The sequence below is a fragment of the Merdimmobilis hominis genome (assembly GCF_016901855.1).
Taxonomy (GTDB): Bacteria; Bacillota; Clostridia; order Oscillospirales; family Ruminococcaceae; genus Paludihabitans.
On record NZ_JACJKY010000004.1, the window covers coordinates 1 to 21017 of the forward strand.

The following is a 21017-nucleotide window of genomic DNA, read 5'->3' on the forward strand; positions in this document are numbered from 1 at the left end:
CACCGTCCGGCCGCTGCATTGGGTTACAGAAGCCCCGTTCAGTTTAAAACCGAACGGGGCTTCTGATAAATATTCTTTTTACTGTCTACTTTCTCTTGACAAGTGCAATGCGTGTTGATGCATCGTGTGTTTTTCGTTATGCGGATTCTTTTTGCAGACAGCGTTTGTAAGAAGCGTCGATGCCGATCGCACCGAGCGGTGCGGTGATGAGCATGCCGATGATGCGCGGCAGTTTTAAAAACTGGCAGATGCCCGCCATCGACAGACCGACCAAAAAGATGAGTGCGAGTGATGTTAACATGAAAATCCTCCTTATGCCGCAAAAAAGCCGATGATTTCTGCGACAATCAAAATCACAGAAGTCATCAGCTTAAAAAACAAGCGGTTTCGGTTTCCCGGGGGAGTACTTCATTCCCTGCCGTTTATTGTATGCGGTTTTTGCTCGTTTGTCAACCGGTTTATTCCGCTTTTTCGTACGTTTCAAACTGTGCGTAATAGAGTTTTGCGTAAAATCCGCCTTTTGCCATCAGCTCTTCATGCGTGCCCTGTTCTTCAATATCGCCGTTTCGGATCACCAGAATATTGTCCGCATTTTTGATGGTGGACAGCCGGTGCGCAATGACAAAGCACGTTTTGCCGCGCATCAGCTCGCGCATTGCCGACTGAATCTGCTGTTCGGTGCGGGTGTCCACGTTTGAGGTTGCTTCGTCGAGAATCAGCATGTGGGCGTTTAGCAGCATGGCGCGTGCAATGGTCAGAAGCTGTTTTTGTCCCTTTGAAATATTGATGCCGTTGTCGCTTAAAACGGTCTGATATCCGTCGGGCAAACTTTCGATATAGTCGTGGATTTTCGCCGCCTTTGCCGCTTTTATGACTTCTTCCATCGTGGCGTTTTCTTTTCCGTATGCGATGTTTTCAAAAATCGTGCCGTAAAACAGCCAGGTGTCCTGCAATACCATCGAGTATGCGCCGCGCAGACTGCTGCGGGTCACATGATAGATGTCATTTTGATCGACATAGATGGTGCCGCTGTCTGCATCGTAAAACCGCATGAGCAGGTTGATGAGCGTCGTTTTTCCCGCACCGGTCGGGCCCACGATTGCCACAAGACTGCCGGGTTTGGCGTGCATGTTAAAATCATGGATGATTGTTTTCTGCGGAACATAGCCAAACGATATATGTTCGGCATCCACTTCGCCGCGTACATCGGTCAGTACCGACGCATCCGATTGGTCGGGCATCTCGGGTGCTTCGTCCATCAGCCGGAACACACGCTCCGCCGCGGCAAACGCCGACTGCAGTTCACCGATGATGTTGGCGATCTCGTTGATCGGGCCGGAGAATTTGCGCGAATACTGCACAAACGACGAGATGTTGCCGAGTCCGACACTGCCGTTTAAATACATCAGCGCGCCGAATACGCTCACAAACACAAGCGAGAGGTTGTTGATGAAGTTGACGGACGGACCGGTCAGCGTGCCGTAATATTCGGCTTTGTTGTATGCTGAGACGGCTTCGCGGTTCTTTTTGTCGAACCGTTCGATGACCTTCTGCTCCTGACCGTATGCCTTTGTCGTCTTTTGGCCGCCGATCATCTCCTCGACAAAGCCGTTTAATTCGCCGAGCTTTTTCGAACGGGCGCGAAACAGCGGCCGCACGCGCTTTGTGATGAATTTTGTGAACACAATCGAGAGCGGAATCGTCACGACGAACACCAGCACAAGCACAGGTGCGATGCTCAGCATCATCACAAGCGAAAATACGACGATGACAATGCTCTGCAATACCTGCAAGAGGTCGTTTGAAAACGACTGGTTCACCGTGTCAATGTCATAGGAAATGACGCTGATGATGTCACCTGTCTGATATTGGTCAAAAAAGCTGACCGGCAGTGCGGAGAGCTTTTCGAATACGTCTTTGCGCATGTCGTAGATGACATGGCGGCTCAACCGGATCATCAGCAGTGACAGCGCATATGATAAAATCGCCGATGCAATGTAAAACACCGTCATGAGTCCCACATAGTAAAGGACACGAGGGAAATCGACTTGTCCGGTGTCAATGCCCATGGCGTCGATGGCACTGCCGGAAAGCTTCGGGCCGAACAGCGCTAAAATGTTGCTTGAAAACATACAGATAAGCGCTAAGAGGATGAGCAGCTTATGACGGCTTAAATACTGCCACAGCCGGCCGATCAGAATCGTTTTTTTCTGCTTTTCGCCCTGCTTTTTAAGCATCTGTGTGCGCCCCCTCTCCCATCTGGCTTTCTGCAATTTCCTGATAGACCGCACAGGTCTTCATGAGTGTATCGTGCGTGCCGCAGCCGATCACACTGCCGTTTTCGAGTACGAGAATCATATCCGCGCCTTTGATGGAGCTGATACGCTGTGCGACAATGATCGAGGTTGTGCCGAAATGACGGCGGGAAAGTTCCCGGCGCAAAACGGCGTCTGTTTTGTAGTCGAGTGCGGACGATGCATCGTCAAGAATCAGGATTTCAGGCTTTGCCGCCAGTGCGCGCGCAATGAGCAGACGCTGTTTCTGTCCGCCGCTTAAGTTGTTGCCGCGCGCAAGCACACCGTAGTCCATGCCGACGGTGTCAATAAACTCCTGTGCCTGTGCCGCCTGTGCCGCGTCGGCAATTTCCTCGCGGGAAAGCGCGCGGAAATAGCGGATGTTTTCTTCGATTGTGTCGGCGAACAGAAAATCGTTTTGAAATACAACGCCGAATTTTTTCTGAAGCGCTGTTGGTTCGATTGTGCGGATGTCTTTGCCGTCAATCAGGATACAGCCGCTGTCGACATCGTAAAACCGCATGAGCAGATTGATGATGGTGCTTTTGCCGCTGCCGGTGGCACCGATGATGCCGAGCGTCTGCCCGCGCCGGAGTGAAAAACTTAAATCCTTGACGTTTGCTTTGACCTTTTCATATGAAAAACACACATGATCAAAGACAATGTGTGCAGGCGTGGGCACTTCGGATTCTTTCTCGTCCGCCGGCTCAACTGTCAGATCCTGCGGCGTGCGCAGGACTTCGGCGATACGCTTTGCGGATGCCTCGCCCTTTGAACAGAGCACGAAAATCCGCGTGATGCCGAGCATGGCGTTTAGGATGATCGTAAAATAGTTTAAAAATGCGATGATGACGCCGGAGCTTGTGAGCCCTGCATTTAGCCGGAATGCGCCGACTGCAACAACGAGTGTGAGTCCCAGATTCAAAATCAGCGTCGAACCGGGGTTTGTGATCGCCATGACATTGCCTGCATGCTGTTCCACGTCTGCAAGGTCGTTGTTGACACGGTCATAGCGTGCGCGTTCGTATGACGATTTTGACAGCGCTTTGATGACGCGTGCGCCGGTGATGTTTTCCTGTACAACGCGAACCATCCGGTCGAGTACACCCTGCTGTTTGGTATAAAGCGGGATACCCTTTTTCGTGACCGCATAGACGAGCACGGCAATGATCGGCAGTGTTAACAGCAAAATCATCGTCAGTCCCGCATCCATAATCATCGTGATGATAATGCCGCCGATGAGCAGGATCGGGCCGCGCACGCCAAGACGCTGCATGCGTGCAAGCATTTGGTTTACGTTGTATGTATCGGTGGTCAGGCGAGACACCGCCGACGGGATGGTGAACTGGTCGAGCTGACGGGCAGACAAAAACGAGATTTTGTAAAACAGATCGTGCCGGATGTGCTCGGTGATACTGCCGGACGATTTGGCAGCCATCCGGTTTGCGACCACGTTGCCCACAAGCGCAGTCACGGCGCACAGTGCCATCATGCCGCCCCACAAAAAGATTGCACGCACATCACCGGTCGGCACAATGTCGTCGATGATGGTTGCGAGAATGAGGGGGATAAACAGTTCGACAATCGAAGCAATGAATTTGATGCTGAGCGTCGCGGCAATATAGCCGAAAAACGGACGGATATATTTCATGAGCGACCGCATGACGCACACCTCCCGAAAACAGAAAAATAATAAGCTGCCTGTCTGTATCAAGACAACAGGCAGCTGGTATTTTTATTATACTACGCTTTGCCGCTTTACACAATCAGAAGATCAAAGCGGCGGATACAGCAAAAACCGGAAGGAGAATTTCCTTCCGGTTTTGACATCGATTCAGTTATTTAACCCAGTGCACATAGCCGTCTTTGCGCGGACGCGGCGCAGGTTCTCCGTTTGCCGCATAGCCCAAAATGCAGTGACCGATGCCTTCATATTCGCCGGTGATACCGAGTGAGGAAAGCAGCGCTTTGCCCTCTGCGCTTTCAAATTCCTCTTTGGCGCGGTGAATCCAGCAGCTTGAAACGCCGAGTGCATGTGCGGCATTCATCAAGTTGCCCATCACAAGGCTTCCGTCATACAGGTATGTGCCGACCGACTTGTCTGCGAGTACAACAAGCACGACCGGTGCGCCGTAAAACGGATCGCTGTCGCTGCCCATCACAGCGGCATTCATCTTTGAAAGCTTGTCGCGGGTGGATTTGTCGGTGACGGCCAGAATAATCGGCGATTGTCTGCCCATTCCCGTTGCAGCATATGTGCCGGCTTCGAGAATTTTTGAGAGCACTTCGTCCGGAATCATATCCGGCTTATATGCTCTGACACTTCTGCGGGTCAGTAAATTTTCCATTGCATCCATTGTGCGTTCCTCCGTTTCTTTGATTGATCGGTTGTTTATGCATTCAGTACGATTGTATTGAACGAATCGGGCGAGAGTGTGATGACTTCCCCGCCGAATGTAAATGTGAGCGGCCGTGCAAACGGGTTTTGCACCGTCAAAACGATGGTATCGTCCGGATTTTTGAATGCGACCGCATTGGAGCTTAAATGTCCGGATAATACGAGCCGTTTTGCACCCGGTACCACAAAGCGCGAAAAATGCTTCATCACATAGTATTCGTGCTCAAACGACACGGTTTTGTCCGCCGAAACAGTGATCATGCTGTTTTGCTTCCATCCCCAGGTGCTCTCGCCCTCTTTCGGGAGAACCATGTTCCAGTAGGTGTAGGCACATACGCCGCTTGTGATGTAGTGCACGAACATCTCGAAGATATAGCGTGCATATTCCCATGTATTCTGACCGTCACCGCATTCGTTTTCGCTCTGGATGTATTTTTTCTCAGGAAATGCGCGGCGGGTCTGCGCGACAGCCGCTTTGCCTGCCCACTGATAGCTGACACCTTCAACAAACCGCTCCGCATCCGGATCGTGGAGCACGAGATTTGCATAGTCGTTAAAGCGGGTGTACAGCATCCGGTGATCCGATTCCGGGCCGTTTAAAGTGCCGAGCCAGATTTTCGTGTCCACGTGTTCTTTTTCAAACAGCGGGCCTAAATATTTGCCGATAAAGCGGGCAAACTCCTCGCCGGTCCAGATGCAGGACGGGAATTTCTGTGTCGACATCGGCTCGTTCTGCACGTGCACCTGTGCAATCGGCAGGCCTTTTTCTTCGTAGGCTTTGACGAATTTTAAAAAGTAGAGCGCATACGCGGAGAGGTTTTCATCCGTCTGAATGAGCGTGCCGAAATTGCATGCCTTGTGTGTTTTCATCCAGGTCGGCGGGCTCCACGGCGACGCAAACAGTTTAAGCGCCGGATTGCGTTTTTTTGCCGCCTGAATATACGGAATCAGATATTTTTCGTCGCGTTCGATCGAAAAGTGCTCCATTTTGTAGTCGCCCTCTGTTTCGTTGTGCGAATACCAGCGCTCTGCATAGTCGGATGCACCGATCGGCAGGCGGCAGAAGTCAAACTGCACGCCGTCTGCGTCTTTTGAAAACAGCGCGTCGTAAATTTCCTCCTGCGCCTCTTTCGGAAGTGTTTCAATCGCGATTTGGGAAAGCTCATTGAAGCATCCGCCGAATCCCTCAAAGACCTGATCGGTCTCGCCGGTGAGCGAAAGCGTCGTGTTACAGAGCGCTTTTTCCATCGATTCGACATGCTTCCACGGCGTTTCCTTTGTCGTCGTGTACATGGTAAAATTCATTGTTATTCCTCTTTTTCTCTTGAATTTGTGTACGGGCACATCTTATTAAGAGCAGTATAGCACCCGTATTTTTGCGTGTCAACGAAAAACCATCACGGGACAATCCATTTTGAACTGCCGTAGGTGCCGGGTGTGATGCCGAACATCCGGTGAAACGCCCGGCAAAATGATTTTGCATCCTTGTAGCCGCAGGCATATGATGTTTCGGTCACAGAAACACCTGCTTTGAGCAGGTAGCACGAACGGTTTAACCGGTAGTGAATCAGATATTGATACGGCGAGCGGCCGAACACCTCGGAAAAGAGCCGGATGAAATATTTTTCGTGATAGCCGCATAAGGCGCTGAGCGTTTCGACCGAGATTTCCTCGGAAAAATGCGATGCAATATACGAAACGGCCAGCCCGAGCCCTTTGCTGTTTTTGCGAATGACGCCGCACTGGTCGGCATACGTCAAAAGCACCTCGGAAAGCGATGACACAAGCGGTTCGGCAGAGGATTTTCCGCGGGCAATCGCCGCGTCAATCGCTTTAAACACCGCCCGCACAATCGGATGCGCTTTGCAGTCAAACGACACGATTTCGTCGATCAAGTCGGGCAGAATGTCTGTACAAACGCTCAGCATTTTTGATCGGTTCTGCCGACAAGATAGTCGAGCGAAACGCCGTAAAAATCGGCGATGCGTACAAGGATCGAAAGCTTTGGTTCACGGCGGTTTCGTTCGTAATTTTGATATGCTTTTTCTGTAATATCACAGAAGATGGCAACTTCGTTTTGTGTGAGTCCCCGTTCGGTTCTGCACTGTTTGAGGCGGTTGGCCAATTCTTCGTTTTCCATGAGATCACCTACAATTGTTCTTGACACAAACAGTATAGGTGATTACAATTTAAGATATACTAACAATTGTGAGTGTGAAAAAGAGGCGTTACGATGATTGTCGATACAACAGGAACCGTTCTTATACCGGGAAATGAAGGCAGAAATTGTTTAGGAAATGGAACGCATGATGATGAGCAAGGAAATCGAATAGAATGCTGCTGCGATGAGTGCGATTATTATTTGGAGTGTTTTCCTGACGCGCTTTTGACTTATGGTTTTGATGACGAAAAAATTTTGTAAAATCAATACGCAAAAACCGCCGCCTCTTTTTATTAAGAGGCGGCGGTTTGTACGTTTTTTAAGTACTCAGCATTTTTGATCGGTTCTGCCGACAAGATAGTCGAGCGAAACGCCGTAAAAATCGGCGATGCGTACAAGGATCGAAAGCTTTGGTTCGCGCCGTTTTAATTCGTAGTATTGATATGATTTTTCCGTGATATCGCAAAAAATGGACACTTCACTTTGTGTAAGTCCTCGTTCGCGTCTGCATTGCCTTAGTCGTTTGGCCAATACATCGATTTCCATGCGGTCACCTGCAATCTGCCTGACAGCGTTTGACGATCGACATCATCTCGTCGTATTTTTTCTCCATATCCAACACCAGTGTAAACTGTGTGCGGCAGCGGTCCAAGTTGTGATCGGGACGGTGGATTTTAAAATAGGTGTCGCCGTTTAAATAGTCGGTCAAAAAGCGCATGCCGCATTCAAATGTCATGAGCTTTGCGCCGAACGGCAGAAAATCGATCTCTGTCTGGGTGAGGTTTTTGCCGCATTCCTCTAAAAAGCCTTTGCAAAAAAGCTCGAACAAATCAAGCCGCATAAATACCTTGGACAGATCGGTTTCATCCTCGGCGGCACTGCTTGCACCGAACCGAATGCTGTCGCCGAAATCATAGTGTGCAAGTCCCGGCATAACCGTGTCAAGATCGATCACACAGATGCCATTGCCGGTGGCGATGTCGAGCAGGACGTTGTTGAGTTTCGTGTCGTTGTGGGTGACGCGGAGCGGAATCTGTCCGGATGCCAGTAAATCGAGCAAAACACCGGTGTCTTGTGCACGGGCTTTGACGAAATCAATCTCTTTTTGTACCGATGCGCGCCGTCCGGCAAGATCTGCATCAACCGCGGCGAGAAATGCTTCATAGCGCGCACGCGTGTTGTGAAAATCGGGGATGGTTTCGGTGAGCGTTTCGGCAGGAAAATCGCTCAATCGTTTTTGGAACCGTCCGAACGCTTTGGCGGACTGATAAAAATGCTCCGGCTGTTCAATACGCTGTAAGCAAACGGCGTCATCGACAAACACATAGGCGCGGTAATAGCTGCCGTCCTCGTCGTGGTAAAACAGCTGATCGTCGGTTGTTTTGACGATCTTTAAAACTTCACGCGCAGGATCGCCGCCTGCTTCGGTGACTTTTTTGTCTAAGAACGATGTGACGGCATCGATGTTTTTCATCAGTGCGGGAACGTCTTTAAAAATCTCATGGTTGATGCGCTGAACGATATAGCGGAGCGGATGTTCAAATTCGCGCTTGAAATAGAGCACATACGTGTCGTTGATATGTCCGCAGCCAAACGGCTCGCCGAAGATGAACGTCCCCTTCACCTGAAATTTGGATGCAATCGTTTGAAAATCCATCATGATGAAAACAGTCCTTTCGTTGATTCGGTAAGTATCAGTCTGTTTTAGAAAAATCGAACCGGTGAATGAGGTACGACGATTCCAAAACCGGTTCGTCGATGCCGGGCAGAACCTCTTTCGGATATTCTTCCGGGTCCATGTCGAGTGTCGGTGTGTGCGGATAGGCGCCGGTGCGCAGCACAAAGCGGGAGATGCTGTTTGCCGCACGCATGAACCGGAATGTGCGGACGGTGCCGTCCGGTTCGCACAGGGGTACGCCGTTTATTTCGAGGGTACAGCAAAACGTGCGGCAGTCGGCATGCACAGTGAGCGACAGCACTTCGTCTGCACGGTAAGTGCCGACAGGAATTTCGGTTGTTGTGCGCAGATAAACGGTGCCGTCATCGCGCAGAACGATCCGAACCGCATCGGCACCCTGTGCCGTGCACAGCGTCAGATACAGACAGCCGTGCGTGTCCTGCTTCGGTGTGAGTTCGACGGTGATGCTGCACCGTGCCGAAGATGCAAGCAAACGCTCTGCCCGGCAGTAGTCGGCCGGATCTGCATCGCGCATCAAAAGGCCGTCTGTGTGCGGCTCTGCACTTGCCCATTTCGGACAGTAAAGATTCCAGTTTGCAAGTGTGTCCGCCTGTGCAAGGCTTTCATGCAGAACGGGCGCTGTTTCTTCGCCGCAGACCGGTGTCGGAATATGCGCAATCCAGATGTCCTCTTTGTTGACGGAATAGGCGATAAGAAGCCGGTCATCCGGACGGTCCATGCCTTCGCAGATGCCGCGCATATACTGAAAGCCGAAGTCTTTGAACAGACCGGGATAGCGTTTTTGCGTTAAATCACCGCATACAAGGCGCATGTTGTCAAAGGCGAGCCCGTCTTTTGAGGTGGTAATGCACAGCGGATAGCGGTGCTGTGTTTCAAGGGTCGGATCATAGACCATTGCATAGGCGCCGTCGGGTGTCTGGCATCCCCACACCTTCTGTCCGCTCATCACGAGTGACCACGATTTCTGCACAGGCGACCAGGTGTTTCCGTTGTCGTCACTGCGTGCGCAGAACGAGTGCTTAAACAGGCCGATAACCGTTTCGGGCGCAGTGTGATACCAGCAAAACGCCTGGTACGATTGATTTTTTCCGTGTTTTATCGTGATGATATCGTCTTTGTCGCCGTTTTCCTCTGCCCACTGCTGGGTAGCCAGCCGATCGGAAAGCAGCTCTCTGCAGGCGTTTTTGAAGCCTTCATCCGGACATTCGTCAAACAGCGGATATAAAAGCTGATCGCGCGACCAGCCTGCCTGCCAGTTCGGGTAAATAAAATAGATGTCGGAGAGCGTGCCGTCTTCATACAGCTCGCGCACCACCCTGCCGATGCCGCGGCGGTCCCACGGGCAAATCCATGCTTCGGGTGTAAAGCCGTAGAATCCGGATACGAGCATTCTGCCCGTTTTCGTCTGATAAAAACTCATACGCTGATGCATGACAGCAAACGTATCACCGGAAAACTGGGTTTGTTTGCCGTCGCAGTCGGTGATGGTACAGGCGGGAATCCGATACGGCGGAAATGAAACCGTGAAGCGGTCCCAGTGCACACCGTCTGCCGACGAAGCGAGAATCGACTGTCCGGCGCCTAAGTGCTCGCTTTCGGGATTGCACAGGTACTGAATATAGTATCTGCCGTGAAACAGGCACAGGTCGGGTGCGTGTTTGTAGGTGTATCCGGTGTTGTCGTCCCATTCGGGATGACGGGCGTTTGCACGCGTCACCTGATAGCATTTGACGCCGCGCGCAGGCGGAATCCGACCGTGGACTTCGTCACAGTCCGGATGCACCGTTCCGACATAGCGGGGAAGCAGCTTTTCGTCCATGAAAATACCTCCTTTTTCGCTTTAAACATTGGTTTGTTGGCTTCATTATAGCGCATTTTTTCAAAAAAGACGATAAAAAAACAGGTGAAATGATTCACCTGTTTTAAAAAAATTCAATCAAACGAAATGACCGGCATCGCGGGAAGCTCACATGCGTCGAGTTCTTTGATGGCACAGACGTCAATGAGCTTGTATAACTGGTTTACAAGCTGTTCTTTTGCCTGCACATCGCCTTCAAACGTCAAAACGATCTGCGAATATTCGGTGGACGCGGCTTCACTTACGAACAGAGCGCGGATGTTGAAGCGGCGGCGCCGGAACATGCTTGTGACACGGTTGAGCACGCCGAACCGGTTGTGTACCAAAACGGCAATCGTAAATTTCTCCATCTTACACCCCTGCCTTCACAATAATATCGTCCATCGAGCCGCCCGGCGGCAGCATCGGGAGCACAAATTCGTCTTTGTCGATCATGCATTCAATCAGATACGGTCCGTCCGCAGAAAATGCCTTTGTGAGCGCTTCGTCGAGCGCTTCTGGTGTGCTAACGCGCATGCCGTCGCCGCCGAATGCCTGAATGAGTTTTACAAAATCGGTTTTCCGGTCTAAGACGGTGTTTGAATAGTGCCGGTCAAAAAACAGCGTCTGCCACTGACGCACCATGCCGAGCACACCGTTATTGAGCAGGACAATCACGACCGGCAAACGGTAGGACACAGCGGTTGCGAGCTCCTGCAAGCACATGCCGAAGCTTCCGTCACCGGTGACGAGTACCGTGCGTTCCCCTGTTCCGATCTGCGCGCCCATTGCCGCGCCGATGCCGAATCCCATCGTGCCGAGGCCGCCGCTCGAGATAAACCGGCGTTTATGCTGGAACCGGAGCGACTGCGCCGCCCACATCTGATGCTGGCCGACGTCCGTGGCAACCGGCGTATTTGCGCGAAGATGACGGTTTACCGTGAGCATCACATTGCGCGGCGTCATGCCTTCGCGGTGGTCGAGTGTTTCTTCCTCTGTTTCGCGCAGCGCACGGATTGTTTCCCACCAGTCGGGATGCGTCGTTTTGTCGAGCATCGCGATCATTTTCTGAAGTGTCAGCTTGATATCGCCGCGCAGTGCGTGTGCAGGCGATACCGTTTTGCAAAGCTCCGAACCGTCGATGTCGATGTGAATGATCTTTGCACCTTTTGCGAATTTTTCGCGGTTGCCGGTCACACGGTCGTTAAAGCGCACACCGAGCGACAGAATGCAGTCGGCATGATGCATCGCCATCGACGACGCATAGTGGCCGTGCATGCCCTGCATGCCGAGAAAACGCGGATGATCGGTGCATACGCCGGAAATACCCATGAGCGAACAGCCGATCGGCGCATCCAGCTTCTCTGCCAATGTAAGCAGTTCGTCTTCGGCATCCGCTTGGATGAGTCCGCCGCCGAAATACAAAAACGGCCGGCGCGATTCTTTGAGGCATGCGACTGCCTCTTCAATGCGGATATCCTTTGCAGGCATGCGAGGCTCAGGCTGTACCGCCGGTTTTGGCTCATATTCGCACGACGCCACCTGAATATCTTTTGGAATATCAATGAGAATCGGTCCCGGTCTGCCGGAAACGGCGAGCGAGAACGCCTCGCGGATGGTATCGGCGAGCTCCTCAACACGGCTGACGACGAAGTTGTGCTTTGTAATCGGCAGTGTTACGCCGGTGATGTCGATTTCCTGGAAACTGTCGGTGCCGGTCTGCGAGGTCATCACGTTTCCGGTGATGGCAACCATCGGAATGGAATCGAGATATGCCGTCGCAATGCCGGTGACGAGATTGGTCGCACCCGGGCCGGACGTTGCAATCACAACGCCGACTTTTCCCGTTGCACGGGCATAGCCGTCGGCGGCGTGTGCCGCGCCCTGCTCGTGCGCCGTCAAAATGTGTGTGATTTCCGATTGATAGCGGTACAGCGAATCATAGACGTTTAAAATCTGACCGCCGGGATAGCCGAAAACGACGTCGCACCCCTGCTCGATCAGTGTTTTTACAACAATATCCGCACCGGATAACATCATGGTAAAAATCCCTCCGTTTTAAAAATCAGGCGGCAGGTCTGCCGCAGGCTTATGCGTTTTTGGTGAGTGCAACCACGTCGATTTCGACGAGTACGTCTTTTGGAAGCCGTGCAGCCTGTACGCAGGAGCGCGCCGGTGTGGTCGTGAAATACTGCGCATAGACTGCGTTGAATGCGGCAAAGTTCTCCATATCGCTTAAATAGCAGACGGTTTTGACTGCGTCGGACAGACTGCTGTTTGCGGCAGCAAGCACTTCGCGCAGGTTTTGGCAGACACGGTGGGTCTGTTCTTCGATGGTATCGCCGCAGATTGTACCTGTCTGCGGGTCGAGTGCGATTTGTCCCGAGGTAAATACGAGATTTCCGGCAGTGACTGCCTGTGCATACGGGCCGATGGCTTCTGGTGCATGTTCGGTATGAATAATGGTTCTCATAGTACGGTTCCTTTCTTTGGTTGCTATACGATTTTAAATCCTTCTGCGCGGAGCGACTCCATAATCAGATGGACGTGTGCGTAATCTCTTGTTTCCATTTCGATGCGTAAAAAACAGCCGTTGACGCTTTCGGTGTTGCCCTTTTCGTAGTGCACGCCGGTGACGTTTGCGCCGCAGTCTGCGATGATGCGCGAGATGTCTTTTAACTGGCCGGGCTTGTCGAGCAGTTCAATCAGCAGGCTCGAGGAGCGTCCCGACTGGAACAGGCCGCGTTCGATGACGCGGGACAGGCTTGTCACATCGATGTTTCCGCCGGAAACGATGCTCACCACACGCTTGCCTTTGAGCGCAAACTTGTCGAACATCACAGCGGCAACAGCAGCAGCGCCTGCGCCTTCCGCGATCATTTTCTGCTTTTCGATCAGTGCAAGAATTGCAGAGGACACTTCGTCGTCGGTGACGAGTGCGATGTCGTCCACATAGTCGTTTACATACCGGAATGTGTTTTCGCCCGGCTGTTTCACGGCAATGCCGTCTGCGATGGTGTGCACACTGTCGAGGCATTCGATCTGGCTGTGCTTAACAGAGTTATACATGCTGGCAGCACCCGCCACCTGTACGCCGTAGATTTTGACGGACGGCCGAATCTGTTTTGCTGTATAGGCGATGCCGGAAATGAGTCCGCCGCCGCCCACCGGTACAACGATCGCGTCGATGTTGTCAAGATCGTTTAAAATTTCGAGCGCAATCGTGCCCTGACCGGCGATGACGTTTTCATCGTCAAACGGATGTACGAATGTGTAACCCTCCTGCTCTTTGAGCGAAAGCGCCTTTTCGTATGCGTCGTCGTAGCACCCGGGTACCAGGCAAACCTGTGCGCCGAAGCCTTTGGTGGCCTCCACCTTCGAGATCGGCGCCGTGTCCGGCAGGCAGATGAGCGAGGAGATGCCGTTTTTTGTAGCGGCAAGTGCAACGCCCTGTGCGTGGTTTCCAGCGGAGCAGGCGATAACACCTTTTTGCTTTTCCTCGTCGGAGAGCATCGCGATTTTATATGCCGAGCCGCGGACTTTAAACGAGCCGGTAATCTGCAAATTTTCCGGCTTTAAATATAGTTCACAGTCGGGCGCAATGCCGTATGCGCGGACAAGCGGCGTTTCACGGATGATTTTTTTGAGTACGGATTGTGCGTTGAACACTTTGTCTAACGTTAACATATCACTTCCACCTTTCGCTTTTACGCGGGCGAAAAACAAAAAACACCCGCCTCAAAGCAGTTTGTTTGCTTTGAGACGGGTGCAGCTCTCTTGTTGCACTCGCGGTACCACTCAAATTGCGGATTCAAACGATCCGCCACCTCTTCGAGGTCAGAAAACCTCTATGCATTGACGCAGCATCCACGGGATTCCCTACTGAATCGTTTTGATTGTTCAGGTCACCAGCTCAGAAGCGATGGGTCACAAAAGGAAGAACAATACCGGTTTGCACCATCCACCGGCTCTCTGAAAATGTTTCTGCCACGACCGTCTTCATCACAGCTTTTGTTTTGTATGAAATTGATGATTATTTTATCATGTTAAAAAATAAAAGTCAATCACTTTTTTGAAAAATAAAAAACCATACGGCTTTAAACCGTAGGGTTGGTGCGGACCAAACAAGATGCCAAACGAATTGTCGGGCAATAAAACAAAAAATAACGCTGAACCCAAAACGAATTGGGTCCAGCGTCACGCTGGTGCACCGAGTGCTCTGATATCCGAACCTAAAATGCCTGCTTCTTCAAGCTCGGCAAATGTCATTTCTCTTGAACAGTCTTTATAATTACAGCCGAAATAAATTCGTCCGTCATCCCAAAGAATAATTTTGTTTATAAAGGTATCAATTAAACGGCGGCGGTGATCGTGCCTTTTAAAATTAAGTTTACGGAGTCGGTTGAAATAGGCTTCAACATCTTCCGCAGATATTGTCGGCTTTGTCATTTCCTCTTTTATAATTTGGATAGACAGTTCCGTTTTCTGTTGCTCTAAGTCTTCCATACGCTGTTTTGTAGATGGAGTCAGAATACCTTGCTGAATGGCATTAAGCAGATTATCTATGCTTTTAAGTGTATCTCCGTATTGCTTTTTCAGTAACGGCAAGGTGGTGTTTGCTTGGTTTTGTACCTTAGTAGCCGTTTCACAGAGCATTGCTACCAAGTCATCATCAAACACTATTTTGCGGATAAATGCGATAGTTGCATCTTCAATCCATTCTTTTCTGACGGTTTTCTTGTCGCATCCTTTATGGTTTTTAACGCTCACGCATTTATAATAGCGGTGAACCTTTTTCTTCATATGGCTTGTACCGCTTTCGCCAACCATAAGGCACTGACATTTACCGCAGAACAGTTTAGTGGTAAGCAGATATTCGTCTTCGGCTTTATGTTTCGCCGGAGCTTTTTTATTAGCTGCCATACGCTCTTGAACTCGGTCAAACAAATCTTGCGGAACGATAGCAGGGATGCCACCTTGCTGAACAATATCACGGTATTTGTATTCACCGATATATTTGCGGTTGTGCAGCATACGGGTAACGCTGTTTATGCTGATTTTACCGCCACGCTTAGTGCGAATACCTTTTATATTTAATTGGTCGGTAACTTCCTGCATACTTGCGCCTTCTGCATAAGACTTAAAGGCTTGCAATACAGCAGGGGCGGTAAGCGGATCAACTTGGAAGAACTGCTCAGAATCAACAGTATAGCCGATAGGAAGCGTACCACCGTTATATTTGCATTTCAGTGCATTTTCAGTTAGACCGCGAATAACCTTTTCCGCAAGGTCGGCAGAATAATATTCAGCCATACCTTCAAGCAAGGACTCAAGCAAAACGCCCTCGGCAGTATCGGAAATAATTTCAGTTGCAGATATAACCTTAACACCATTTTTACGAAGTGTGGTTTTATAGTGTGCCGAGTCATAACGATTACGAGCAAAACGGTCAAGTTTCCATACGAGGACAGTATCAAACAAACCGTTGCCGCTGTCCTTAATCATTCGCTGAAAGTCGGGACGGTTATCCGTTTTCGCAGATAGTGCACGGTCAATGTATGTGCCAACGATTTGAATACCGTTCTTTTCGGCAAAAGCTTTGCACTCGCGCAACTGACCTTCAATAGACTCCTCGCGCTGATTATCACTTGAATATCGTGCATAGATTACACCTGTCATTCGCAATCACCTTCTTTACTTAATTTTTCTTTTATAAGTGCAACCGGAACTCCTATAATTTGAGCATCCGAAAAACTCCCCATACGGTCCCGACTTTTTTAATAATTTTCCGCCACATAACGGACATTCCCATTGTTCTCGTTTGAGTTCCTCGCCGTAGCGTTCTTTGAGTTCCATAGCAAATTCAGATTCTTGATTGCTGACAGTAACAAGAAATGCTTTTTTCTTCGCTCTTGTCAATGCAACATAGAAGAGGCGGCGCTCCTCTGCGTAGGGGTATTGATCACAATTATCAAGCAATAGATTTAGGATTGCTGCATCCTGTATTTTACTAGGAAAACCCATTCTTGACTTTTTGTTATTAATGATGAAAACATAATCTGCCTGTAATCCTTTGGACTTGTGTGCAGTAATAAAACTCATTTTTAAATCGATTCGCTTGCGATATTTTACTTCCATAAATCCACTAACATTGTTGTACTGACATTCAAATAATCCGCTATCACTCAACAATTTTGCATCAAACGAGTATCTTCCGATGAAGAACACACTACTATCCCTTGGCAAATCTTCAAGTTTTTTAGCCATAAACTCAATCGAGAATTTATCAGTGTATCCGCTGATTTCACCTAAAGCAAATCCAACAGTGTCATTTTTTCCTTTTATAGATTTTTTGATTTGAACGGGATTTTGCATTATGAAATTGCCACTAATTTCTATGAGTTTTTGAGTAAAACGATAAGTGGTTTCTATTTTACTGATTTCAGTAGAACCCCAATATTGCTCAAAGTTCAAAATATATCCGATGTCACTACCTGCAAAACGATAAATACTTTGCCAATCATCGCCCACACAAAACAGATCATAATCTTTGGATTTTCTCATGCTGTTTAGCAACGAGAAACGAGCTTTGGAAATATCTTGATACTCATCAACAATAACATATTTGTAAGGACTGATATATTTTCCTTGCTCCACATACTGTGTTGCCATATTGATCATATCATTAAAGTCAATTTCTTTATGTTCACTCAAATAGTCACAATATGCATTAAATATAGGTTCAAGAAGTGACAGAACTGTATTATTATTTTGAGCATTGCTATTCCCAATGTTTAATTGCCGCATAGTAGCGATAGTGTATCCATTGCTTTTTATAAGATTGATAACGGTTTCAAACAACTCTATAACACCATCGAGAATAGAATCACTGTCAACCGATACTTGTTCCCATAACTCTTTTGTGGTTTTGGGAGTTAGTTTTACACCTTTTGCGACAAGTTTTTCCTTTAAATTATCAAGCAAAACACCATCGAATTTTTCATAAGCATAACACTCAATTAAAATAGTGTTATTAGCACTATGGGTTTCTCGTTTCCATTTCATAGATGCTTGATATGTTTGGGTAGCTGTCATTCCATTAGCACCTTTAAAATAGGAAGGGACTTCGCCGTTCTTATTTATACCAAAATATTCAATATAAATATCATATTCAGGTAAATAAAAGTCCGGATTATATTGCCCATATTCGCTTGTGCGTGTATCGACTTTATAAGGATGTTCATAGATGTATTGTATTCCGTTTTGTGTTAAAAAGTTTGCTACATCCATTTCGCCATAACTTTTTACGGTTTCATTGCTTATTGTTGTTGGCGGATTCAATCGCAAATATTCTTCGTATTCCGCTTGCGTTTTGAACTCAAACTCGGATTTAGAAACAACACGATTATACAATAAATACGAACTCAATAAATTTAAATATGCATCTGATTGCATATTCAGCAACAACTGTTCTTTAACAAACGTGCGTAGATTTAATTGCGTTATTTTAGGGACGATACCATTTACCTTAGTAATAATATTCAACCCAAGTTTGTGAAATGTAGATGCATCTATGTTGCAACCGGTTTCTTGGTTGATTCGTTGGCTCATCTCACTTGCAGAAGCATTTGTAAAAGACAATACCAAAATATCTTCCGGTTTATATCTCCCCGATTTTAACAGAAATTTAATTTTACCAACCACAGTAGTTGTTTTGCCCGTTCCCGCCCCAGCAATTACAAGATGGTTGTGAGCATCTTTGACAATACAAGTCATTTGTTGTTTGTCTAATTTTCGTCCCTCGACATTTCCAATCAATGCATATGCATTTTGTATTTTTGCATCAGCAACTCTATCATTGTGAACGCTTATTTGTTGTTTAAGCGAGTTCGCACTGTGATATAGTTCCGCTTGTTTCTCCAATAGACTTTTATAGTGTATTGCTTTTTTCAATTTTTGAATGTTTGTTATACTCACATCTGCAATTAGAGAAACATTGCGATTGTTCCATTCAATTTCTTCGCTTGGCTCAACAAAAGAATAAGAATCCAAAAATAATATATTTATTTCTTGTAAGGCTGTATCAATTTTCATGATTAGATTATCGCATATATCGTTTCGGAGCTTTACTTTTTCTTTGTGCTTATCAATTATTGTTTGAATAAAACCCATAATATCAACTCCTTATTCTTCAGCCTTACCACTATTTACCCATTCGTCAATTTCGGAAACCTTAAATTTCCACTTCTTGCCGACCTTGTGCGCTGGCATTTCTTTTGTCGCAATCCAGCGCAATGCGGTATCTCTGCTGATGCCGAGATATTTCATAATCTCCGGCATAGAATAATAGCGATCTCCTATTTCAGCCATAACAAGCACCTCGAAGTTATATTTTTTATAGTATACCATAAATCATCTGATTTGTAAAGTTATTGCACGATATCGTACGATTCCGTTTGGCACATTTTTTGTGTCTTGCGAAGGCCTTGACAAAACAATTGTTCTCCGGTACAATAGCATTCCAACAGAATAAAACATATATAAGTCTTATTGCGGAACATAGTCAAAAGTGAGCGGCTTGACAGCATAGGACTTATTTTATTCTCTGCCGGTATGTTCCTTGACATAAGCATAATGAAAAATGCAATCCCTGCACGGGAACTGTCAAGGTATATCCATACAGTTTTCACGCAGGGATTTTTACATATCAATTGAAAGGAGCTGACGATAAATATGGATGTCACAAAAGATTTCTATCCCCTTGGGATAGGCAAGCATATTGTTTGTATATACGTCGGCCTTACGGCCGCCGCAATACAAACAGTTTGTCGGGGCGAACCCCGAACCCCAAAGAGAACGATAGTGGGGAATAAAATACAGCGGATGAATACCGCTGGTGCGAGTTGTCAGCGGCAATAGCCGTCCGCAGAAAGAGAGGACAACACTAAAACCGACAACAAAACAAAAATGATTGCCATGCGTTTTCGTGAGAGCGATTACGCGGCAATCAAAAGAAAAGCTGAAAAAGCAAATATGAACTTCACCGAGTTTGTAACGGCAGCGGCAATGAACAAACCCGTCACCGTTATTAACGGTCTGGAAAATGTGCTGAAAGAGCAGAAAGCCATCGGTCGAAATATCAATCAGCTCACAACCCTCTGCAATATGGGCAAAATTGTCTGTCCCGATCTACGAGAGCTGAAAGAGCAATATACCGAGGTTCTGACTACACTTAACGAGATAGTCGGGAGGTGTGGCTGATGGCTACCTTTACGGCAATTCCCGAGAAAACACAAACTGCCACGGCTATGAAGCGGGTGCTTGATTATGTGATGCAGGATAAGAAAACCGTGTTAGGCGGCATCAAGCTTGTCAGCGGTCAGAACTGTGTTCCCGAATCAGCATTTGAAGAATTTATGGCTACCAAGCATCAGTACGGTAAGGCAAACGGTGTATTCTTCAAGCAGTATGTGCAGTCCTTCAAGCCGGACTGCGGTGCGACGCCTGAGCAGATACACCAAATCGGCTTGGAGATGGCGAAAGCCTTTGACGGATTCGAAGTTCTTGTGGCAACGCACATTGACCGCGACCACTGGCACAATCATTTCGTTGTCAACTCGGTAAACTGTGAAACAGGCTTAAAAATCCAAATAAATGAAAAAGGGTTGGAAGAACTTCGGCACCAGTCTGATGAAATCTGTCAGCAGTTTGGGTTAGAGATACTGAAACCGTATCAAAAGCCTAAACAGCGGTCTTTAAATCAGCGGGAGTACCGTGCCGCATTACGCGGCAACAGTAAAAAGCTGAGGCTGACAAATGCTATAGACTATGCGGTAGCCAAGAGCCGTAACAAAAATCAGTTTATCGAGCAGATGCAAAAACTCGGATACGGTGTTAATTGGATAGACCATTACAAGTATATCACCTACACCACACCGGACGGTCAGCGTTTTCGGGACAACCGATTACTTGATGATAAATATTTGAAAACCAATATGGAGGAATTATTTGCTTATGAATATGGAGCAGTTAAAACAAATCAACCAAATACAAACGATAACCGATCAGACGGTAGGAACTTTGACCGAACCGATACAGCCAATCTACCTGATGCTCAAGCCCGAGCAATACAATCTATTGGCGGAGCATATCTCACAGACTGGGAACGCCATTGTGCAGAACACGGATTTGATATCCAAGCTACCGACGCAGGAAGGCTTGAAGAATATAATGACCAAGACGGTCGAGGACAACCTGTTTCAGGCTCGGAGAATTGTATCCGAGGGAATGAACTCGATACGATATTCAGTAGAGGTACAATCATCGAATCTGACCGACCGATTGAGGGAAATGATGCATACCGAACTGAAGAATATGAAGGACGAGCTGAAAGCACGGGACTTGACACCCTGGAGATTCAGGCTGAAATGGGCGGCGATTGGATCGATATTGCCGTTAATAGCCTGTATCTTGCAGCTGATCTTGCGATGATCGGAGGCAATGATAATGATAAGCACAATCCGAAATATGTCCGTGAACGCAAACGCGGGCAGAAGAAAAAGCATACACAAGACAGCCACGACGATGGCGGTATGCAAATGAAAATGTAAGGAGGAATGATCGTTATA

General features: G+C 48.1%; 20 protein-coding genes and 1 riboswitch. Of the genes, 3 read left to right on the forward strand and 17 right to left on the reverse strand.

The genetic code is table 11. From position 1 onward, the window contains the following. Positions 1-136: 136 nt before the first annotated feature. The 7 genes from H6A12_RS03095 to H6A12_RS03125 all read right to left on the reverse strand — a co-directional run bounded on the left by H6A12_RS03095 (position 137) and on the right by H6A12_RS03125 (position 6832). Positions 137-301: a hypothetical protein gene (locus tag H6A12_RS03095; protein ID WP_204445010.1), complete on the reverse strand. Its 165-nt coding sequence runs from the start codon at positions 299-301 to the stop codon at positions 137-139. Between the two features lie 48 nt (positions 302-349). Further along, positions 350-425, reverse strand: a riboswitch (Fluoride riboswitch). A 33-nt stretch (positions 426-458) separates the two neighbouring features. Continuing rightward, positions 459-2237 (reverse strand): ABC transporter ATP-binding protein, encoded by a 1779-nt coding sequence (locus H6A12_RS03100; protein ID WP_204444656.1) that lies wholly within the window; start codon positions 2235-2237, stop codon positions 459-461. After that, positions 2230-3957, reverse strand: a complete 1728-nt coding sequence (locus tag H6A12_RS03105; protein WP_204444658.1) for an ABC transporter ATP-binding protein — start codon at positions 3955-3957, stop codon at positions 2230-2232. The genes H6A12_RS03100 and H6A12_RS03105 overlap by 8 nt, the downstream gene beginning before the upstream one ends. A 175-nt stretch (positions 3958-4132) precedes the next feature. Further along, complete coding sequence (locus tag H6A12_RS03110; RefSeq protein ID WP_204444660.1) at positions 4133-4651, reverse strand: nitroreductase; 519 nt, start codon at positions 4649-4651, stop codon at positions 4133-4135. Between the two features lie 35 nt (positions 4652-4686). After that, a complete protein-coding gene (locus tag H6A12_RS03115; RefSeq protein WP_204444661.1) occupies positions 4687-5997 on the reverse strand; it encodes a glycoside hydrolase family 30 protein in 1311 nt (436 codons plus the stop codon). Positions 5998-6089: 92 nt separating this feature from the next. Next, a complete protein-coding gene (locus H6A12_RS03120; protein ID WP_204444662.1) occupies positions 6090-6620 on the reverse strand; it encodes a helix-turn-helix domain-containing protein in 531 nt (176 codons plus the stop codon). Further along, on the reverse strand, positions 6614-6832 hold the full coding sequence (locus tag H6A12_RS03125) for a helix-turn-helix domain-containing protein (RefSeq protein ID WP_204444663.1): 219 nt from the start codon (positions 6830-6832) through the stop codon (positions 6614-6616). The genes H6A12_RS03120 and H6A12_RS03125 overlap by 7 nt, the downstream gene beginning before the upstream one ends. A gap of 93 nt (positions 6833-6925) precedes the next feature. Here H6A12_RS03125 and H6A12_RS03130 point away from each other — a divergent pair, with 93 nt between their 5' ends. Beyond that, entirely contained in the window at positions 6926-7114 is a 189-nt protein-coding gene (locus H6A12_RS03130) for a hypothetical protein (protein ID WP_204444664.1), read from the forward strand. A 66-nt stretch (positions 7115-7180) separates the two neighbouring features. Here H6A12_RS03130 and H6A12_RS03135 read toward each other — a convergent pair whose 3' ends face one another. From H6A12_RS03135 to H6A12_RS03180, 10 genes are all read right to left on the reverse strand, one after another. Continuing rightward, complete coding sequence (locus tag H6A12_RS03135; RefSeq protein WP_204444665.1) at positions 7181-7399, reverse strand: helix-turn-helix domain-containing protein; 219 nt, start codon at positions 7397-7399, stop codon at positions 7181-7183. Positions 7400-7403: 4 nt separating this feature from the next. Then, the gene (locus tag H6A12_RS03140) at positions 7404-8510 is read right to left on the reverse strand and encodes a phosphotransferase enzyme family protein (RefSeq protein ID WP_430623628.1); all 1107 of its coding nucleotides are present in this window, start codon (positions 8508-8510) and stop codon (positions 7404-7406) included. Positions 8511-8547: 37 nt separating this feature from the next. Beyond that, positions 8548-10371, reverse strand: a complete 1824-nt coding sequence (locus tag H6A12_RS03145; RefSeq protein WP_204444667.1) for a hypothetical protein — start codon at positions 10369-10371, stop codon at positions 8548-8550. Between the two features lie 113 nt (positions 10372-10484). Further along, the gene (gene ilvN / locus H6A12_RS03150; protein WP_204444668.1) at positions 10485-10760 is read right to left on the reverse strand and encodes an acetolactate synthase small subunit; all 276 of its coding nucleotides are present in this window, start codon (positions 10758-10760) and stop codon (positions 10485-10487) included. A 1-nt stretch (position 10761) separates the two neighbouring features. Further along, entirely contained in the window at positions 10762-12429 is a 1668-nt protein-coding gene (gene ilvB, locus H6A12_RS03155) for a biosynthetic-type acetolactate synthase large subunit (RefSeq protein ID WP_204444669.1), read from the reverse strand. Between the two features lie 49 nt (positions 12430-12478). Beyond that, positions 12479-12862 (reverse strand): RidA family protein, encoded by a 384-nt coding sequence (locus tag H6A12_RS03160; protein WP_204444670.1) that lies wholly within the window; start codon positions 12860-12862, stop codon positions 12479-12481. 23 nt (positions 12863-12885) lie between these two features. Then, a complete protein-coding gene (ilvA, locus tag H6A12_RS03165; RefSeq protein ID WP_204444671.1) occupies positions 12886-14076 on the reverse strand; it encodes a threonine ammonia-lyase in 1191 nt (396 codons plus the stop codon). Between the two features lie 510 nt (positions 14077-14586). Then, a complete protein-coding gene (locus H6A12_RS03170) occupies positions 14587-16068 on the reverse strand; it encodes a recombinase family protein (protein ID WP_204444672.1) in 1482 nt (493 codons plus the stop codon). 15 nt (positions 16069-16083) lie between these two features. After that, on the reverse strand, positions 16084-18561 hold the full coding sequence (locus H6A12_RS03175) for a UvrD-helicase domain-containing protein (protein ID WP_204444673.1): 2478 nt from the start codon (positions 18559-18561) through the stop codon (positions 16084-16086). Positions 18562-18573: 12 nt separating this feature from the next. After that, positions 18574-18759 (reverse strand): helix-turn-helix domain-containing protein, encoded by a 186-nt coding sequence (locus H6A12_RS03180; RefSeq protein ID WP_204444675.1) that lies wholly within the window; start codon positions 18757-18759, stop codon positions 18574-18576. Positions 18760-19356: 597 nt separating this feature from the next. On the opposite strand from H6A12_RS03180, the gene H6A12_RS03185 reads away from it, so the two are divergent. Beyond that, positions 19357-19650, forward strand: coding sequence for a MobC family plasmid mobilization relaxosome protein (locus tag H6A12_RS03185; protein ID WP_204444677.1), 294 nt, complete (start codon positions 19357-19359; stop codon positions 19648-19650). Continuing rightward, on the forward strand, positions 19650-20999 hold the full coding sequence (locus tag H6A12_RS03190) for a relaxase/mobilization nuclease domain-containing protein (protein ID WP_204444680.1): 1350 nt from the start codon (positions 19650-19652) through the stop codon (positions 20997-20999). The genes H6A12_RS03185 and H6A12_RS03190 overlap by 1 nt, the downstream gene beginning before the upstream one ends. The last annotated feature ends 18 nt before the right edge of the window (positions 21000-21017 follow it).

Coding starts and splice junctions, on each gene's coding strand:
- H6A12_RS03095 (WP_204445010.1), bottom strand. CDS start 301: ATGTTAACATCACTCGCACTCATCTTTTTGGTCGGTCTGTCGATGGCG.
- H6A12_RS03100 (WP_204444656.1), bottom strand. CDS start 2,237: ATGCTTAAAAAGCAGGGCGAAAAGCAGAAAAAAACGATTCTGATCGGC.
- H6A12_RS03105 (WP_204444658.1), bottom strand. CDS start 3,957: ATGCGGTCGCTCATGAAATATATCCGTCCGTTTTTCGGCTATATTGCC.
- H6A12_RS03110 (WP_204444660.1), bottom strand. CDS start 4,651: ATGGATGCAATGGAAAATTTACTGACCCGCAGAAGTGTCAGAGCATAT.
- H6A12_RS03115 (WP_204444661.1), bottom strand. CDS start 5,997: ATGAATTTTACCATGTACACGACGACAAAGGAAACGCCGTGGAAGCAT.
- H6A12_RS03120 (WP_204444662.1), bottom strand. CDS start 6,620: ATGCTGAGCGTTTGTACAGACATTCTGCCCGACTTGATCGACGAAATC.
- H6A12_RS03125 (WP_204444663.1), bottom strand. CDS start 6,832: ATGGAAAACGAAGAATTGGCCAACCGCCTCAAACAGTGCAGAACCGAA.
- H6A12_RS03130 (WP_204444664.1), top strand. CDS start 6,926: ATGATTGTCGATACAACAGGAACCGTTCTTATACCGGGAAATGAAGGC.
- H6A12_RS03135 (WP_204444665.1), bottom strand. CDS start 7,399: ATGGAAATCGATGTATTGGCCAAACGACTAAGGCAATGCAGACGCGAA.
- H6A12_RS03140 (WP_430623628.1), bottom strand. CDS start 8,510: ATGGATTTTCAAACGATTGCATCCAAATTTCAGGTGAAGGGGACGTTC.
- H6A12_RS03145 (WP_204444667.1), bottom strand. CDS start 10,371: ATGGACGAAAAGCTGCTTCCCCGCTATGTCGGAACGGTGCATCCGGAC.
- ilvN (WP_204444668.1), bottom strand. CDS start 10,760: ATGGAGAAATTTACGATTGCCGTTTTGGTACACAACCGGTTCGGCGTG.
- ilvB (WP_204444669.1), bottom strand. CDS start 12,429: ATGATGTTATCCGGTGCGGATATTGTTGTAAAAACACTGATCGAGCAG.
- H6A12_RS03160 (WP_204444670.1), bottom strand. CDS start 12,862: ATGAGAACCATTATTCATACCGAACATGCACCAGAAGCCATCGGCCCG.
- ilvA (WP_204444671.1), bottom strand. CDS start 14,076: ATGTTAACGTTAGACAAAGTGTTCAACGCACAATCCGTACTCAAAAAA.
- H6A12_RS03170 (WP_204444672.1), bottom strand. CDS start 16,068: ATGACAGGTGTAATCTATGCACGATATTCAAGTGATAATCAGCGCGAG.
- H6A12_RS03175 (WP_204444673.1), bottom strand. CDS start 18,561: ATGGGTTTTATTCAAACAATAATTGATAAGCACAAAGAAAAAGTAAAG.
- H6A12_RS03180 (WP_204444675.1), bottom strand. CDS start 18,759: ATGGCTGAAATAGGAGATCGCTATTATTCTATGCCGGAGATTATGAAA.
- H6A12_RS03185 (WP_204444677.1), top strand. CDS start 19,357: ATGATTGCCATGCGTTTTCGTGAGAGCGATTACGCGGCAATCAAAAGA.
- H6A12_RS03190 (WP_204444680.1), top strand. CDS start 19,650: ATGGCTACCTTTACGGCAATTCCCGAGAAAACACAAACTGCCACGGCT.